At 63.5% G+C, this 15,936-nt stretch carries 12 protein-coding genes; 2 read left to right on the forward strand and 10 right to left on the reverse strand.

The annotated features are described in order from the left end of the window. Window positions 1-18 precede the first annotated feature (18 nt). Window positions 19-1,749: a class I SAM-dependent methyltransferase gene (locus SxD43FB_RS08005; protein WP_176482708.1), complete on the forward strand. Its 1,731-nt coding sequence runs from the start codon at window positions 19-21 to the stop codon at window positions 1,747-1,749. 7 nt (window positions 1,750-1,756) lie between these two features. On the opposite strand, the gene SxD43FB_RS08010 is transcribed toward SxD43FB_RS08005, so the two are convergent. The 7 genes from SxD43FB_RS08010 to kdpF form a co-directional block, all read right to left on the reverse strand. Beyond that, the gene (locus SxD43FB_RS08010) at window positions 1,757-2,968 is read right to left on the reverse strand and encodes a diguanylate cyclase (RefSeq protein WP_255245638.1); all 1,212 of its coding nucleotides are present in this window, start codon (window positions 2,966-2,968) and stop codon (window positions 1,757-1,759) included. A 67-nt stretch (window positions 2,969-3,035) separates the two neighbouring features. Then, window positions 3,036-3,758 carry a response regulator transcription factor gene (locus SxD43FB_RS08015; protein ID WP_255245639.1) on the reverse strand — a complete coding sequence of 241 codons (723 nt, stop codon included), beginning with the start codon at window positions 3,756-3,758 and terminating at the stop codon, window positions 3,036-3,038. Continuing rightward, complete coding sequence (locus tag SxD43FB_RS08020) at window positions 3,727-6,375, reverse strand: sensor histidine kinase KdpD (protein WP_096061720.1); 2,649 nt, start codon at window positions 6,373-6,375, stop codon at window positions 3,727-3,729. Before SxD43FB_RS08020 ends, SxD43FB_RS08015 begins: the two co-directional genes overlap by 32 nt. 13 nt (window positions 6,376-6,388) lie before the next feature. Further along, entirely contained in the window at window positions 6,389-6,943 is a 555-nt protein-coding gene (kdpC, locus tag SxD43FB_RS08025) for a potassium-transporting ATPase subunit KdpC (protein ID WP_096061721.1), read from the reverse strand. Between the two features lie 30 nt (window positions 6,944-6,973). Continuing rightward, on the reverse strand, window positions 6,974-8,632 hold the full coding sequence (gene kdpA, locus SxD43FB_RS08030; RefSeq protein ID WP_176482709.1) for a potassium-transporting ATPase subunit KdpA: 1,659 nt from the start codon (window positions 8,630-8,632) through the stop codon (window positions 6,974-6,976). Between the two features lie 18 nt (window positions 8,633-8,650). Then, on the reverse strand, window positions 8,651-10,660 hold the full coding sequence (gene kdpB, locus SxD43FB_RS08035; RefSeq protein WP_096061722.1) for a potassium-transporting ATPase subunit KdpB: 2,010 nt from the start codon (window positions 10,658-10,660) through the stop codon (window positions 8,651-8,653). Then, on the reverse strand, window positions 10,660-10,749 hold the full coding sequence (gene kdpF, locus SxD43FB_RS08040) for a K(+)-transporting ATPase subunit F (protein WP_096061723.1): 90 nt from the start codon (window positions 10,747-10,749) through the stop codon (window positions 10,660-10,662). The genes kdpB and kdpF overlap by 1 nt, the downstream gene beginning before the upstream one ends. A 192-nt stretch (window positions 10,750-10,941) precedes the next feature. On the opposite strand from kdpF, the gene SxD43FB_RS08045 reads away from it, so the two are divergent. Then, window positions 10,942-11,337 (forward strand): polyketide cyclase, encoded by a 396-nt coding sequence (locus SxD43FB_RS08045; protein ID WP_096061724.1) that lies wholly within the window; start codon window positions 10,942-10,944, stop codon window positions 11,335-11,337. Between the two features lie 9 nt (window positions 11,338-11,346). On the opposite strand, the gene SxD43FB_RS08050 is transcribed toward SxD43FB_RS08045, so the two are convergent. From SxD43FB_RS08050 to SxD43FB_RS08060, 3 genes are read right to left on the reverse strand one after another with little or no spacing between them, the layout of a single operon-like run. Next, window positions 11,347-12,291: a glycoside hydrolase family 43 protein gene (locus SxD43FB_RS08050; protein WP_096061725.1), complete on the reverse strand. Its 945-nt coding sequence runs from the start codon at window positions 12,289-12,291 to the stop codon at window positions 11,347-11,349. Beyond that, window positions 12,288-13,499, reverse strand: coding sequence for a glycosyl hydrolase 53 family protein (locus SxD43FB_RS08055; protein ID WP_096061726.1), 1,212 nt, complete (start codon window positions 13,497-13,499; stop codon window positions 12,288-12,290). The genes SxD43FB_RS08050 and SxD43FB_RS08055 overlap by 4 nt, the downstream gene beginning before the upstream one ends. Continuing rightward, entirely contained in the window at window positions 13,496-15,889 is a 2,394-nt protein-coding gene (locus tag SxD43FB_RS08060; protein WP_096061727.1) for a beta-galactosidase, read from the reverse strand. The genes SxD43FB_RS08055 and SxD43FB_RS08060 overlap by 4 nt, the downstream gene beginning before the upstream one ends. Window positions 15,890-15,936 lie beyond the last annotated feature (47 nt).

Genomic DNA, 15,936 nt, shown 5'->3' on the forward strand with positions numbered 1-15,936 from the left:
ACGCAGGTTCGCCACCCGATGACGGACCTTCGTGCCGCCGACACCACAGCCCTGGTGGCTCTGCTTGCACAGGCGGCGCCCGGCGCACATATCCTGCTCGATGCGCCGCGCTATGATTTGGCGCAGGACATTCTGCTGGATCATGCGATCACTCTATTGGGAGCGGACGGGCTCCTACCCATCCTGCATTTCACCGATCCGCGTCATGGCCTCACGATGCGCGGCGACGGAAGCCAGCTTCAGTCGTTAGCGCTGACCGGGAGCGGGCATCGGGCTACGTCATTGCTGACGGTCGCTGCGGATGATTGCGTGTTGGACGGCGTCCGCATCGTCGGCGTGCAGGGAAGCGGCTTGCGGGCGGACGGATGCCAACGATTCACCATTACCGACCTGATCGTTAAGGACGCAGGCCAGCAGGCCGCGACATTTACCCGGTGCGACCAGCTTCGATTGACGGTAAAAGCCCGCAACATCGCCCACCGCGCCGCCGCGCCCGCCATCCATCTGATCGATTGCGATGGGTTTTCGATCGATGCCGACATCGACGATGTGAACGGCAGTGCGATCACTATCGAGCGTAGCGAAGCCGGAGAAAGCGCATGTACAGGTGAGATCAGGCTCCGTGCCAGCAAGGTGCGGCGTGCGTTGTCCCTGCTTGGTCGCCGGGATGCGCCGATCGAGGCGATTACCGCTGATGTCGATGCTGATACATGGACGGAATGCGCCATGCTGCTTTCCAATGTCCGGTCTGTCCGTGTCGATCTGACGCTTCGATCGACGGATATTCTGCCCTCGCTGATCTTCAATGGCGGCTTCGGGGTGCGCGACAGCCATATCGACATCCATCAGCCCGCGGATGCGGCGGCCTTGCCGTCATCGCTCGTGCGCGGATTGGACCAGAATTCCGGCAATATCGTCAATGCGCACGAACTGGCTAGCGCGGGCTCAGAGCCGGCGGCCTGGGCCGTGGCACCTGCCTTGCAGGCGCGGCTGGACGCGATCGGCAGACCCGGCTTTGCCGTTTATGAAATGGCGGACCGCTGCAATCTATGCGGATGGGAAGGGCTGTTCCGCCGCACCCACGCCAGCGAACGGGAAACGCTGGCTTGTCATGATTGCCGGGCCACATTGCGCTATCGCGAACAGGCCAAAACCCTAGTCGATCGCTTGGGTGGCGGCCGTTTCGACACGTTGGCCGCGCTGGCAGCGTCGGACCTATTGCCGAAACTGGACATATTCGAAGCTGGCTTTTCAGGGCCATTGCGCCGCTGGCTGGGCCGCGCGCGCCGCTACGAACAATCCTTCTATGAACCGGACGTACCCAGCGGAACGCGGCGCGGGGCATTGACCTGTCAGGATCTGATGGCGACCTCCTTCGCCGATGACAGTTTCGATGTCGTCATCACGTCCGACATGTTCGAACATATCCGCAAGCCAATGCTGGCCTTTGCCGAAGTCCATCGCATTCTGCGTCCAGGTGGAATGCACATATGGACCGTGCCGATCGGCATGCCGCCGCCGCCGCTCACGCGCCCGCGCGTGGACACCAGCGGGCCGGAGGACATCATGCTGTTACCGCCGGTCTATCATGGATCGGGTGCGGACAGCCTGTCGCTGGTCTATACCGATTTCGGCCGGGATATTAACCAGATATTGTCGGCCATGGGGCTGCCGACCACCGCCATTCCTTATCGTGGCGGGGCGGGGCATGTTGTCGGCGTGACGCTCGTATCAACAAAGGCGCTTTAAGCCGCGCTCAGGCTACGGCCTGCCCGGATTGTCGCAAATCCTCTGCCGTACAAAAATGCACCTGCGCCTTCCCCTTGGCCTTGGATCGGTAAAGGGCGGTATCGGCAAAGGCCATCAGCCGCTCCAGTTCCAGGCCGAATTCGGGGGCCATCGCGATGCCGACGCTGACAGTGATGCGCATTTCTATCTCATCGACCAGATAGGGCTCGCTCAACTGCTTGATGATGCGCCGGGCAAGCAGGTCGGCCTGGTCCTGATGCCGCACATGGCCTTGGAGCAGCAGAAATTCGTCGCCACCCAGACGGCACGCCACATCCTCTGTCCGGATCATGCTCTGCAGCCGCCGGGCGACCTCCCGCAGCACCGCGTCACCAGCGGGATGGCCATATCGATCGTTGATCGCCTTGAAGCCGTCGAGATCCAGATAATGGACTGCCATCTGGTCGCCAATCTCCGACGATTGCACGTTGGTTTGAAAAGTCTCCCGCAACAACAGGCGGTTGGGCAGGCCGGTGAGCGGATCGAAGCGCGCAAGCGTCGCCAGATCATGTTTGGTGGTCAGATGTTCGACGGACGACGCATAGAGATGCCGCACCGACTGCAAGCTCATCAGCGCGACCGTGACCAGCAGCAGGGCTTGCAGGGCAAAAAATTCGGCGTGTAGCAATTGGCCATATTCGCGCGTGGCATGGATTAGCATGGCAATCGCCGTCGGCAGAACCACCAGCGACAAGCTCATGACGCATAACTTGGGGCGAGAGGCGTTGCGCGATACGATTCCCGCACCAAAGGTGAAGATGAGGCTGATCGTTGCGATATGCACGAGCGGCTCGTGCGCGGACAAGGCACGTATGTGGAGCGCCGCCAGCAATAGCGCGAATATATAGGTCAAAAACGCATAGCGTCTCTCCCATGCCTTCAGCGCTGGGATATCCTGCGTAGTGCTTCCCGCGCGATTATAGGCTCTTATGAGCCAGACACGCGCCATGGTGATCACAATGGCAATACCGGTCAGAACGGCTATCACGCCATCCTGCCATTTGAGAAAGATCAGCGTGCCGACAAGGGCGTAGAGGATGCCAAAGCCGATGATCGGCATCGCCATGGCAAAGAGCGTGGAGACGAGGTCGCGATATACGGCGTCCGGCAGGCTACTCTCACCTGCCGCGCTGAATGCCGAAATTCGGCGATGCGTTCCATTCTTGGCGCGTCTCTCCATACGCCATCATGGGCGCAAGAATGTTAACAGTATCCTACCGGTGCGCCGAACCGAAAAGGCTTCCGCTTCACGCGACCCTTTGTGCCGACCCTGCCAGGCGGTAGCCGACACCGGGTTCATTGATGATCAGCTTCGGACGCGACGGATCCGTTTCGACCTTCTTGCGCAGGGCGCGAATGGCGACGCGGAGGTAATCGACATCGTCGCGATGGGCCAGGCCCCAGACGGTTTCGAGCAACGCCCTGTGCGTCAGGACGCGGCCGGGCTTTTCGCATAGCGCCCAGAGCAGGTCGAACTCGCGCGGGGTCAGCGCCACCGCCGCGCCACCGATCATCACGGCATGGGCTTCACGATCGATCATCCCGCCCTCGAACGCCCGCCGTTGCGGGTCGGCGCGACTACCCGTCTTGCGCCGCAGCGCCGAGCGTATGCGCGCCAGCAGTTCGGCGCTGTCGAAGGGCTTGGTCACGAAATCATCCGCGCCAAGGTCCAGCGCCGCCACCTTCTCCTCGGTGGCATCGCGGGCGGTCAATATGATGACCGCCAATCCAGCCTCCACCAGTTGCGGGATGATCTCCAACCCGTCCCGGTCGGGCAAGCCAAGGTCGAGCAACGCGACCAGCGGATGTGGCTGAACGGCCGCCAGACGCAACGCTTCGGCGGCTGTCGATGCCTCGGCATAGGTCAGCCCCGTCCGATCAAGCGCGCCCATCAGCAAGCGCCGGATCGCGGGCTCATCCTCAACGATCAGCACATCCTTATGCATCGGCAGCGCGTCCTTCCGCTTCATCCTTGGGGCGCCCCGGCAATATGACCTCGAACATCGCGCCCCCACCCGCCCGGTTGCCAGCCGTTATCGTCCCGCCGACTGCTTCGGTAAAATTCTTGGCGATCCACAGGCCAAGGCCCGATCCACCGACCCGGTCGCTCCCCTCCAGCCGGTGGAAGCGATCGAACAAAGCGTCGGTATCGGCGGGCAGGCCAGAGCCGGAATCCAGCACGCGGCACAGGACATCGCCGTCACGGCAGAGCAATTCGACCTCCACCTGCGTCGTTACAGGCGAAAATTTCAGTGCATTGTCGATGAGGTTGATCAGCACATGGCGCAACAGTAGCGGATCGCTGGACACGAACGGGCAATCGCCGTCGATCCGCGTCGTGACCCGCGAACCGGCCTCGTCCTGGCGTAGCGCCCGCAGGACGTCGGTGATGATATCGGTCAGGTCCACACTCTCCCATCGCGGTTCGATCGCGCCATGTTCGATCCGGGACGCTTCCAGCAGATCGTCGAGAAAACGCTGCAACCGCCGCGATTCCGAACGGGCGATACGAATCTCGTCCGCGAACGCCCCTTCCACCGTAATCGCCTCTGTCGCAGCGATCACGGCCGTCAGCGGGGTGCGCAAGTCATGCGCGATGCTGCCGAGCAACGCGCCGCGCAGGCGGTCCCTCTCGCGCAAGGCATCGACCTGACGCGCCTGCCCCTCCAGCACGATGCGTTCATGCGCGAGCGCGGCCTGGTCCACCAGCGAGGCGAGCATGACCGCATCGTCGGGCCGGATGATCCGCTCCTGCGAGGGCCGCGCCAGTCCCAGCGCCCCCATGGTGCCAAGCGATGTCCTGAGTGGATGGAATTGCCAATCGGATGCGTTCAACGTCCCGGTGTCCCGCCCCGTCGCGATACCCTGTTCCAGTGCCCAGCGGACTGCGGCTTCGTCGATCATGTCGATCCGGCGATAGGCGTCATTGCCGCGCACCACGATATCCCCATCCTCGATCGTGACGATCACTGCCTCGACATCGAGAAGGTTGCCGATTTCGCGACACGCCACGCGCGCCGTCTCCTCCTTTTCCGACAATCCCCCCATCAAGCCGGCAAAGCGCGCGAGCGATGCGTTGAGGCGCGCGACCCCGGCACTCGTTTCGGCCTGCCGCCGAATGCGCCCGGCAAGCCAGCCGACCACGGCCGCGACCAGCGCCAGCACGGCAAAGGTGATGACATTCTGGGGATCGTCGATGGTCAGGCTATGGAGCGGCGGGATGAAGAAGAAATTATAACACAGTGCGGCCCAGACCGCCGACCAGAGACCCGCACGCAGCCGCAGCACCGTCGCGGACAGGATGACGGGGATCAAGAGCAGCAGGTCGATCGCGCCGAACGGCAGCCATGGCTGGGCTAGGCGCAACAGGGCAACGGTCGCGACGACGATCGCAAACGCCACCACATCGTCGCGGGCAAAGGCGGCTTCGCGCGGCTTGTCGGGCCTCTCGTCCGCATCGCTGAGCGGCACGACATGCACCGCAACCCCCTGCGCCTTGCGGATCACGTCCTGAGCGATCGATCCATGCCGCCATTCGAACCAGCGCGACCGGCGGCTCTTGCCGATCACGATCTGGCTGGCCCGCAATTGTCGGGCTTGATCGACCAGCGCATCGCCGACATGATCAGCCGCTACCGTCATCAATGATGCGCCGAGCGACGCCGCCAGCGCCAGATTGTCGGCCAACTGCTCCCGCTGCGCGCCGACGATCGCGCGCGCCCGGCCGCTTTCCACCACCACGGCGGTCCAGGGCGCATGAAATATATCGGCCATCCGCCTGGCATGGCGGACGACCTGCGCCCCGCCTTTGCCGGGGCTGACCGCGACCATCAGCCGCTCGCCAGCGACGAAATCGCCCTCGTCGCCTGCCGTGCGCAACTGATCGGTGAGGCGCCGGTCGACGCTGCGCGCGGCAAAGCGCAGTGCCAGTTCGCGCAGCGCCGCCAGCTTGGTCGGCGTGAAGAAATTGGAGAGCGCTCGGCCCGCCGTGTCGGGCAGATAGATTTTGCCTGCCGCCAATCGCTCGATCAGGGCATCGGGGGGCAGGTCGACAATGATCAGTTCGGCATCGTCCAATATCTGGTCGGGCACGGTTTCGCGCACGCGGATATGGGTGAAGCCCGCTACGACGTCATTGAGGCTTTCGATATGCTGGATATTGACCGTGGTGGCGACGTCGATACCCGCCGCCAGCAACTCCTCAACATCCTGCCACCGCTTGGGATGTCGGCTGCCCGGCGCATTGATGTGCGCCAGTTCATCCACCAAAATCAGCCCCGGATGCCGCGCGATCGCGGCGTCGATGTCGAACTCGTCCAGCGCATGGCCCTGATGATCGACGCGGTGGCGCGGCAATATGCTTAACGGTTCAAGCAGCAGCGCCGTCTCGCTGCGACCATGGGTTTCCGCCACGCCGACGACGACATCCACCCCTTCCGCCTGTCGCCGCGCCGCATCCTGCAACATGCGATAGGTCTTACCCACGCCCGGCGCAGCACCCAGATAGACGGTCAGACGCCCTTGTTGCTCCTGGCGCGCCAGCCGCAGATAATGGTCCGCATCGGTGGAGGGGGTGGACTGGGTCATCGCTGGACCTGCTCTATGGCTTCAGGCGATCCAGCGCCAGATTGAGTTGCAGCACATTGACGATCGGGTCAGGCGCGAAGGGGCCACCAGGCACGATCCCCTTGTCATCGACCAGCCGTGCCACCGCCGCTGGATCGATGCCCCGCGCGCGCGCCACCCGCTGCACCTGATACAGCGCCCCGGCGCGGGAGATATGCGGGTCCAGCCCTCCACCCGACGCGGCTACCAGATCGGCCGGTACTGGATTGGCGGCCGTTGCCCCATAGCGCGCGACGGTGTCGGCGGCCCGCATGGTCAGTGTCTCGCTGGTTGGCGACAGATTGCTACCCGCCGCGCCCATGGCATCATAATCGGCGGCGGACGGACGTGGCCAGAAATAGCGGTCGGACGTGAAATTCTGCGCCACCAGTTCGCTGCCGACCGCCCGGCCATCGACTATGATGATCGATCCATTGGCCCGGAACGGCGCGACGCTCTGCGCGAAGGCGAGAACGAGCAGCGTGTAGCCGACAACGCAAACAAGCAGCGTCACCAGCCACAGGCGGATCGAGGGAATGAGATAGGCCATTGCGTATAATCCTTTCGACCAAGAGGCCGCTTAGCGCATCAATGTCACATGTTCGGCGATCGGGCCGAGCGCAGCGGCGGGGAAGAAAGTCAGCGCGCCGAAGATTAAGATGGTGATCACCAGCATGATGCCGAAACTGCCGCCCTCCACGCTCAGCGTGCCCGCGCTTTCGGCGCTGCGCTTCTTGGCCATCAGCGATCCGACGATCGCCAACGGCACGATGATCGGCAGATAGCGTCCGATCAGCATGACCAGCCCGGTGGCGATGTTCCAAGGCACCGTATTATCGCCCAACCCTTCGAATCCCGACCCGTTATTCGCCCCCGCAGAGCTGAATTCGTAGAGAATTTCGGAAAAGCCATGCGCGCCGACATTGTGCAGCGTCGCCTGTCCCCAGGTGGTTGCCGCGAACAGGGCGGTGCCACCCAATATGAGCAGGGCGTGGCTGAACAGTGCCAATATGGCCAGCCGCATTTCCCCGCCTTCGACCTTGTGCCCAAGATATTCGGGCGTCCGCCCTACCATCATCCCGGCAATGAAGACCGCCACGACGATATAGAGGAACATGTTGATCATCCCCACGCCGACCCCGCCAAAGGTGGCGTTGAGCCACATGCCGATCATCGGCATCAGGCCGGTGAGGGGGTTAAGGCTGTCATGCATGGCCGCGACCGATCCATTGCTGGTCGACGTGGTCAGCACCGCCCAGAGCGGCCCGGTCGTGGCACCAAGGCGCAATTCCTTGCCCTCCAGATTGCCGACATCCTGCATCACCGGCAGATGGACGAAGGCCTGGGTCGGCGCGGCCTCGAAGGCGACTGATCCGCCAATCTTCAACAGTAGGAAGGCGAGCATGACAGCGAAAATCACGCCGGCATGTTTCATCCGCCCGATGATCCGCCCGAACATCCACACACAGGCCATGGGAATGGTGATGATGGCAATCATCGAAAAGCCGTTCGACCAGAAGTTCGGATTTTCCAACGGGTGCGTCGAGTTGGGACCAAAGAAACCGCCGCCATTGGTGCCCAATTGCTTGATCGCCACGAAAGCTGCTGCAGGCCCGCGTGCGATCGTCTGCGCTACGCCCTCCAGCGTCGTAGCATGGGCCGCGCCTTCGAAGGTCATCGGGACGCCGTTCAGCGCCAGCATCAGCGCGACGAGGATCGCCAGGGGCAAAAGCACGCAAAAAGTCGCGCGTTGCAGGTCGACGAAGAAATTGCCCATGCTCGCTTGCCCTGCGATCCCGCGCGCAAGGGCTGCCAGAGCGGCGATCCCGGTCGCGGCCGACACGAATTGCAGCCACATCAACCCGCCAAGCTGGGCCAAATAGCTCCAGCTGCTTTCACCGGAATAATGCTGCAAATTGGTATTGGTGGTGAAGGACGCCGCCGTATTGAACACCAGGTCGAGCGACGCGGCGGTCTGCCCATCGGGATTGAGCGGGAGCCAATGTTGCGTCGCCAGCAGCACGAAAACAAACGCGAACATCAAAGCGTTGAACGCCAACAGTGCGATCGAATAATGTTTCCAGTCCTGCTGCGGTGCGCGTCCTGCAACCCGCACGAACAGTCCATCGGCGCCCGCGAAGCGCCCCGAAAACAGCGCCGCCATATAGCGGCCAAGCGGCCAGGACAGCAGCGCCGCGCCGCCGACGATCAGGATGATGGTGAGAATGGCTGTGAACATGATCTGGTCCTTTCCTGCTCAAACCAGGCCGAGGCCGGCGACGGCGACGTCGATGAGCTTGATGCCGATAAAGGGGGCGATCACGCCGCCTGCGCCGTAGATGCCCAGATTGTGGAGCAACTGGCTGGCCGCAGGCATGGGGCGATACGCGACGCCCCGGAGCGCCAGCGGCACCAGCAGCGGAATGATGAGCGCATTGAAGATGATCGCCGAGAGGATGGCGCTCGACGGGCTCGCCAGCCCCATCAGGTTGAGCACGCCAAGCGACGGATACAGCACCACGAAAATGGCAGGCAGGATCGCGAAATATTTGGCGATATCATTGGCGATCGAGAAGGTGGTCAGCGCCCCGCGCGTCATCAGCAACTGCTTGCCGATACCCACCACCTCGATCAACTTGGTGGGATCGCTGTCCAGGTCGACCATATTGCCGGCCTCGCGCGCTGCCTGCGTGCCCGTATTCATCGCGACACCGACGTCGGACTGGGCCAGCGCAGGCGCATCATTGGTGCCATCGCCGCACATGGCGACCAGCTTGCCCTCTGCCTGTTCCTTGCGGATATAGGCCAGCTTATCCTCTGGCGTTGCTTCGGCCAGGAAGTCATCGACCCCGGCTTCCGCCGCGATTGCGGCTGCCGTCAGCGGATTGTCCCCGGTGATCATGACCGTGCGGATGCCCATGCGCCGCAATTCGCCAAAGCGTTCGCGGATGCCCGCTTTGATCACATCCTTGAGATGCACCGCGCCCAGCAGTCGGTCATTCTCCACAACCGCCAGCGGCGTGCCGCCCGCCTGCGCGATACGATCGGTAATCTTTCTGAGCGCGCGCACGATGTCTTCGGGGAAGTCGCCCAGCTTGAGCACAGCGTCCACCGCGCCCTTGCGGATGCTCCGCCCCGGTAGGTCGATCCCGCTCACCCGAGTCTGCGCCGTAAAGCCCACCGGTGTCGCATCGGCGGGCAGGGCGTCGCCGTCCCCCGCCAGCGTCACGATCGAACGGCCCTCCGGCGTGGTGTCGGACAGGCTGGCCATCCGCGCCGCGGCGATCAGGTCTGCTTGCGCCACACCCGGCAGCGGCACGAACTCACTTGCCTGCCGGTCGCCGATCGTGATGGTGCCGGTCTTGTCGAGCAACAATGTGCCGATGTCGCCTGCTGCTTCGACTGCCCGGCCCGATTTGGCCAGCACGTTGAAACGGATCAGCCGGTCCATGCCCGCAATGCCGATGGCGGACAACAGTCCCGATATGGTGGTGGGGATCAGCGCGACGAAAAGCGCGATCAGCACCGGCACGGAGAGCACGCCGCCCGCATAAGCGGCAAAGGCCGGGAGCGTCCCCACTGCGACGAGAAAGATCAGCGTCAGCCCGGTGAGCAGGATCGTCAGCGCAATCTCATTCGGCGTCTTCTGGCGGCTTGCGCCTTCGACCAGCGCGATCATGCGATCGAGAAAGCCGCTGCCCGGTTCCGCCGTCACCTTGACGCGGATTTCGTCGGACAGGACGGTCGTGCCAGCCGTCACGGCCGACCGGTCCCCGCCTGCCTCGCGGATCACCGGCGCACTTTCGCCGGTGATCGCGGCTTCGTTGACGGAGGCGACGCCGGCCACGACTTCGCCATCGGCCGGGATCTGTCTGCCTTGCGTGACCAGCACCACATCGCCTTGCCGCAACTGCGTGGCGGGCACTTCCTCGGTCGCGCCATTCTTGCCGATGCGCAGCGCGACAAGCTGGTCCTTGGTCGCGCGCAGGCTTTGCGCCTGCGCCTTGCCACGCCCCTCCGCCAACGCTTCGGCGAAATTGCCGAACAACACGGTCAGCCACAGCCAGAATATGAGTTGTGCTTCGAACGCCAGATCGCCCATACCGGCGATCATGTGACGCACCAGGATGACCGTCGCGACCATGGCGACGATGGCCGTAGTGAACATCACCGGATTACGCACCAGCGTTCGGGGATCGAGCTTGATGAACGCATCCCGCACCGCAGGCAGCAGCAGCGCGCGCTCGAACAGCGAGGTACCGGCCATCAGAAGCGCTCCGGCCGGATCAGCACAGTGGTCAGATAGCCCAGCAGGCCCAATGCTACCAGACCAGCAAGGACAAAGTCGAACGTCATCAAAGACTCCTTTTTATCGGAGCCGATGATGGTCGCTATGCGCGTGAACTATCGATGGGGGTTCATGACCTTACCCATGAAAATCCTGTAAAAATGCCGTGCAGACTGACCCATCCTCGCTCGACCAATCGGTGACAGGGTGTCTTTATCGCGCTATCGGACCTCGCTTTGGACCCAGGATGGAGAGGCCTCATGCTGCCTGCACGCACCTACAGCATATCGATCGACCGGGATTGGCAGGCGCTCTACGACCGAATCTGGCGGCCGGAAATCTTCCCCAAATGGGCTTCCGGCCTTGCCGAATCCAATCTTCGCCAGGAGGGCGATCGGTGGTTGGCTGATGGCCCGGAAGGTCCAGTGGCCATCCGCTTCACGCCGCATAATGCGTTCGGCGTGATGGACCATTATGTCGATACCGGGAACGGCACGGAAATCCATGTCCCCTTGCGCGTCATCGCCAATGGCCATGGGGCGGAGGTGATGCTGACGCTGTTCCGTCAGCCCGGCATGGATGATGAGATGTTCGCTCGCGACGCCAAATGGATCACCCGCGACCTGCGTGCGCTCAAAGCCTTCGCGATGGCGTAAACACCTGCTCTATTCGTTCTCGATCGCGTCGATCACTCCACGCGGCACGCTAAGCAGCGAGCCATGGCGGGCGCCTATTGGCAGCGCCAGCCGATCGCTGACATCCTGCCATGTCGCCATGTCGCGGGTCATGGCTGCGCCCCAGCGGCCTTCCTTGTAAATGTCGTAATAGCAGACCAGCGCATCGCCGATCCGCGTGGTCATCGGCCCTTCGACCCAGGCAGGCGAGAAAGGGGCGGACAGCGCGCCAAAGGGGCCGGACGGACTGTGGGCGGGTGCGCTGCGCAACCATTTGCGCGGTGGCGACACCGTCTCATCCTTGACGATCAGGTGCAGGCTACCGTCCGGCGCGTGCGCAAAACTGCCGTCGATGACGCTGAAACCGGGATCATAGAGCGGTTGCGGCGGGGAAAAGGTCGTGAAATCGCGCGTAGTGGTGGACCAGAGGCGATGGTTGTACCCTGATTCCGACGTGCCTTCGGTTTCGCGGTAGCGGCCGGTGACCGTGCTGGACCAGAAGAGCAGCCAGTGCCGCGCGCGCGGATCATAGATGGCTTCGGGTGCCCAGCAATTGCGCGTGCCGCTTATGGTCGCCATGACCGGAATAGCCTGCTGCGGCGACCAGTGGACGAGGTCGCGACTGGTGGCATGGCCGATCGTCACGCCCTCCCAGGCGGTGGTCCACAGCAGATGATAGAGGGCTCCGTCCCGAAACAGGAAGGGATCGCGCAACAGCTTTTTCTCGCCGACTTGCGGCACCAGCAGGCTGCGCCCGCCCGCCAACGGGCGAAAGGTGAAGCCATCGTCGCTGGTAGCCAGTTTCAGGCCATCCGCCTCGCCCTTGCCGGTCGTGAAATAGGCGAACACCAACGGATCGGCCCCGACCACCGGGCGCGTGGTGCAGGCGGTGAGCGCCATCGCCCCAGCGCCCAGCGTGAAGTCGCGGCGGTTCACGGTCGATAATCCTGCGCCATCCGACCATAGAGATCGAGCAGGGGATTGGCGATATAGTCACCGCCAACGCCCATCGGTCCTGTCGGTTGGGGCTTGGGCGCTGGCGCAGCGGTGGCAAGGCCGCCGGGGGCTTCGGCGCTGTTGATGCCTTGGCTCAACAGGTCAGGTTTGGGGCCTTCGCCGGCATTCTCGCCATTGCGATCGAAGATCGCTTCCTGATGCCGCGTCGGTTCCCAGATGAACGTGCCCCAGCCACGCTTGTCCGGCAGGGCGTGGACCAGATCGTTGATATAGCGTTTGCGGCTGGAATATTCGGCGACCAGCAGCCCTTTGCGCGGATAGCGTTTGAGGAACTGGTCGAAGCTGTTGGCCCAGTCGCCCTGTCGCTGCTGCTGATAGGCGGAAAAGCCGATGACGTCGAAATCGACATTGCGTGCCACCAGCGCGTCGGTCCATTCGCGCACGATGCCCCAATGACGCCCCAGATGATTGTGCAACTGGATGGCGATGCCCGGTTCGGCGCGACGCGCGCCCGCTATGCCCGCGCGCAACAAGGCGGCGAAGGCATCGAAGCCACCAACCTGACCGACCTTGGCATGATTGGCGTCGGTAATGGGATTGCCCGTTGGGGTAGACAGCTTCACCCGGCCATGGGGCCATAATATGCCAAAGGTCGTTTCGTTACCGATCACCGCCATGTCGACAGGCGCGCCGCCCGCACGCATCGCGACGAGCGTGTCATGCGTGTGGGCATCGACGGCTTTGGCGAGCTTGGGCAGGTCATAGCCTGCCCAGGCAGCGGGCACGCCCTGATGCTCCGGGTCTGCCCAAGTGTCGCTATAATGAAAGCTCAGAACCAGATATAGGCCCGCCTCGCGGACGCGGCGGCCGAGTTTGACGGTCTGTTCCAGCCCGGCCCATGCCTTGTCTGGCTCCCGCTTCGAATAGCCATTCGCCGGATCGACGAAGATGCGCAGGCGAATGGCGTTGAACCCTGCGTCCCGCAGCAGGAGGATAGGGTCCTTCTGCTGATCCTTCGTGAAATAGCGCGCACCTGCGGCCTCATCTTCGGGAATCCAGCTGATGTCCGCGCCGATCAGGAAAGGGCCGGGGCGTGCGCCGGTCTTCTTGGGCGCGGCCAGCGCAGGCGTGGTCAGTAACGGCAGTGTGGCGAGGCCAAGCGTGGCGCGGCGGGTAAGAGCGGTCATGCGCGGAGCTCCAACTGATATTCTGGGACGAGGCAAAGGGTGAGCAGGTCCGCAACTTGGGCCGCTTTTGGCAGTTTCGCGCGGGCGCTATCGTCCAGGTAGATTGGCGCGTCGGCACGCAGCGGTAGGATGGTCAGTGTCCATGGTCGCCCCAACCGTTCGGCGAAGCGCTTGAGGCCGATGCGCCAGACGCGGCCGTCCCAAAAGGCATCGTCCAGCATATCCATACCGTCGAACAGGCGACCCATGTCGCCGCGCCAATCGATTTCCAAAAAGGCGTCGCCCGTTGCCAGCGCATCCTTGGGCAGCGTGAAGGTAAAGGCGGCGGCCGCGCGATGCGCTTCGGGCAGGGGTTGCATCGCGGCGTTGGCGGGGCCGCCGATAATGATGGGCGGTGCAGTGCCGGCGGCGCGGCTCTGGGTAAAGGGAATGGCCCTGGATGCCGGGCCTTTCGCCGTTGCCGTGCCCGCGCGACCGGGCATCATGCGATAGCGGAAGGCGGGATCGCCGCGCTGGCGCAGGGTCAGGCTGTCAGTTCCGAACATCGTGTCGGCAGACGTCAGGACAAGGCGGCGCTGGCCCGACAGATCGCCAACCCACAGGCTGCGCGCGGACATCTGATCGAGCAGAAGCAACCGAACCTTGCGGCCATCGGCTCCGGTCACGGTCAGCAGCCGGTCCGGGGCAGGCGGGACATCGGCGATGACGTGCGGACCTTCTGTGCGCGATGGCGCGGACAGGCGTGTGCCCGAAGGGAAGGCGAGTTCGACGGACCCTGGCGCAGTGGCGATCAACACATGGATCGGGCCATCCGCATCGGCCAGTCGAGTGACGGGCTGGGCGGTGGCCCAGCTGAGCAACACGCCGTCCAAGTCCAGGCCGATCGGCCAGAAGAAATAGTCGCCTGTTGCAATCGTGACCGGCCGCGACGGCAGGACGACCGGGCCACTGGTCAGTTGGACAGTGAACTGCACGCCGCGATGGGCAGGGGTGGCATATTGGCGGACATGGTTGTTGACGAACAGGAAACCGCTCTCCCCCTGCGACCGGACCGACCAGCGCAGGGTGTGCAGGTCGTTTTTGTCGCTGGGTAGCCTGGCAGGGGCCTGAACGGCCATGGGTGCGAGCCGATCGCCATATTGCCCAAGGAAATAATGCAGCGGTCGCAGCGCGGCGTTGACCGGGTTCACCTCACCATATTGGCCGATCGGCGCCTGAAAATCATAGCCGATGATCGGACAGTCATTATAGCCGCCCGACCGCTGGGTCTCTTCCAGGGTGCGACCCTGCGCGAGCGGGTTTGCCCCGCCGTGGAACATATAATAGCCCAGCAGATTGACGCCCGACCCGACCTGGGTGGTGACGGCGGCAGCCACGTCCTTGGGGTCGAGCAGCGGTCGGCGGCGATACATGACTGGCACGCCGCCACCATATTCCGCGCCCAGGAATGGTGTATCTGCCATGTCGCTGTCGGCGTCGCCCCGGCGATTGCTCCGGGTCTGCGCGCCAAGGTCACCGCTCACCCGGCTATCGAAACGGAACAGGTAATTTTCCTTGGGCGGCAGCGCGGTGGTTTTGGCCGACCAGGGTTCGTCAGGATAGCCGCCATGGACGGGAACGACCTCGCCTTTGGGATAGAGCGTCTGGTCCCAGCCCGTGACCGTATATAGCGGCACGTCATAGCCGATCTTCTGCGCCATGGTTTTGAGCATCGCGATATGGGCGCGGCCCTGTCCCGGCCCATCGAGATTATATTCATTCTCGATCTGCATGCCGACGATCGGGCCGCCATCCTTCCAGAAAAGGCCCTTCACCTGGTGATGAAGACTGCGCCAGAAGCGTTCGACCTCCGCCAGATAAGCGGCATCATTGCTGCGTGGGTGCGTGCCTGCCACGATCCAGTCGGGGATGCCGCCAAAGCGCGCTTCGGCATGCCCCCAAGGTCCGGGCCGCAGGAAAAAGAGCAATCCCTCGGCGTCGCAAAGCTGGATGAAGCGACGAATGTCGCGGTCGCCGGTCCAGTCGATCTCGCCCGGGGACAGTTCGACATGGTTCCACAATATGTAACTGGCGACGATGGTGATGCCCGCCGCCTTCATCTTGCGCAGTTCCTCCGCCCAATAGCGCGCCGGGAAGCGGGTGAAATGAAATTCACCCATCACCGGCAGCCAGGGCTGGCCGTCGCGGATGAGGGTCAGGTTGGTGAGGCCGATCGTGCCATCGGGGCCGGTCCCCGTGCCCATGCGCAGATGGCCCGTTTTGAGCGGCGGGCCGGACTTTCCGGCACCGAGCGCCAGCGGCGATTGCGCGACGGCGGGCGCGGGGAGGGCGGCTCCCAGTGCAACGAGACCAGTGGCGGTAAGCGCCGCACGCCTGTCGATATCGGGCATCCATCCTCCATGATTTGGGTTGGGAGGGTTATCCCTCCTCTGTTCGA

The organism is Sphingobium sp. D43FB (assembly GCF_002312805.1).
GTDB lineage: Bacteria > Pseudomonadota > Alphaproteobacteria > Sphingomonadales > Sphingomonadaceae > Sphingobium.

Excerpts from the sequence above, each read along its gene's own strand:
- kdpF (WP_096061723.1), bottom strand. The coding sequence starts at position 10,749 with ATGACGTTCGACTTTGTCCTTGCTGGTCTGGTAGCATTGGGCCTGCTG.
- SxD43FB_RS08005 (WP_176482708.1), top strand. The coding sequence starts at position 19 with ATGACGGACCTTCGTGCCGCCGACACCACAGCCCTGGTGGCTCTGCTT.
- SxD43FB_RS08010 (WP_255245638.1), bottom strand. The coding sequence starts at position 2,968 with ATGGAGAGACGCGCCAAGAATGGAACGCATCGCCGAATTTCGGCATTC.
- kdpC (WP_096061721.1), bottom strand. The coding sequence starts at position 6,943 with ATGGCCTATCTCATTCCCTCGATCCGCCTGTGGCTGGTGACGCTGCTT.
- SxD43FB_RS08020 (WP_096061720.1), bottom strand. The coding sequence starts at position 6,375 with ATGACCCAGTCCACCCCCTCCACCGATGCGGACCATTATCTGCGGCTG.
- SxD43FB_RS08045 (WP_096061724.1), top strand. The coding sequence starts at position 10,942 with ATGCTGCCTGCACGCACCTACAGCATATCGATCGACCGGGATTGGCAG.
- SxD43FB_RS08015 (WP_255245639.1), bottom strand. The coding sequence starts at position 3,758 with ATGAAGCGGAAGGACGCGCTGCCGATGCATAAGGATGTGCTGATCGTT.
- kdpA (WP_176482709.1), bottom strand. The coding sequence starts at position 8,632 with ATGTTCACAGCCATTCTCACCATCATCCTGATCGTCGGCGGCGCGGCG.
- kdpB (WP_096061722.1), bottom strand. The coding sequence starts at position 10,660 with ATGGCCGGTACCTCGCTGTTCGAGCGCGCGCTGCTGCTGCCTGCGGTG.
- SxD43FB_RS08055 (WP_096061726.1), bottom strand. The coding sequence starts at position 13,499 with ATGACCGCTCTTACCCGCCGCGCCACGCTTGGCCTCGCCACACTGCCG.
- SxD43FB_RS08060 (WP_096061727.1), bottom strand. The coding sequence starts at position 15,889 with ATGCCCGATATCGACAGGCGTGCGGCGCTTACCGCCACTGGTCTCGTT.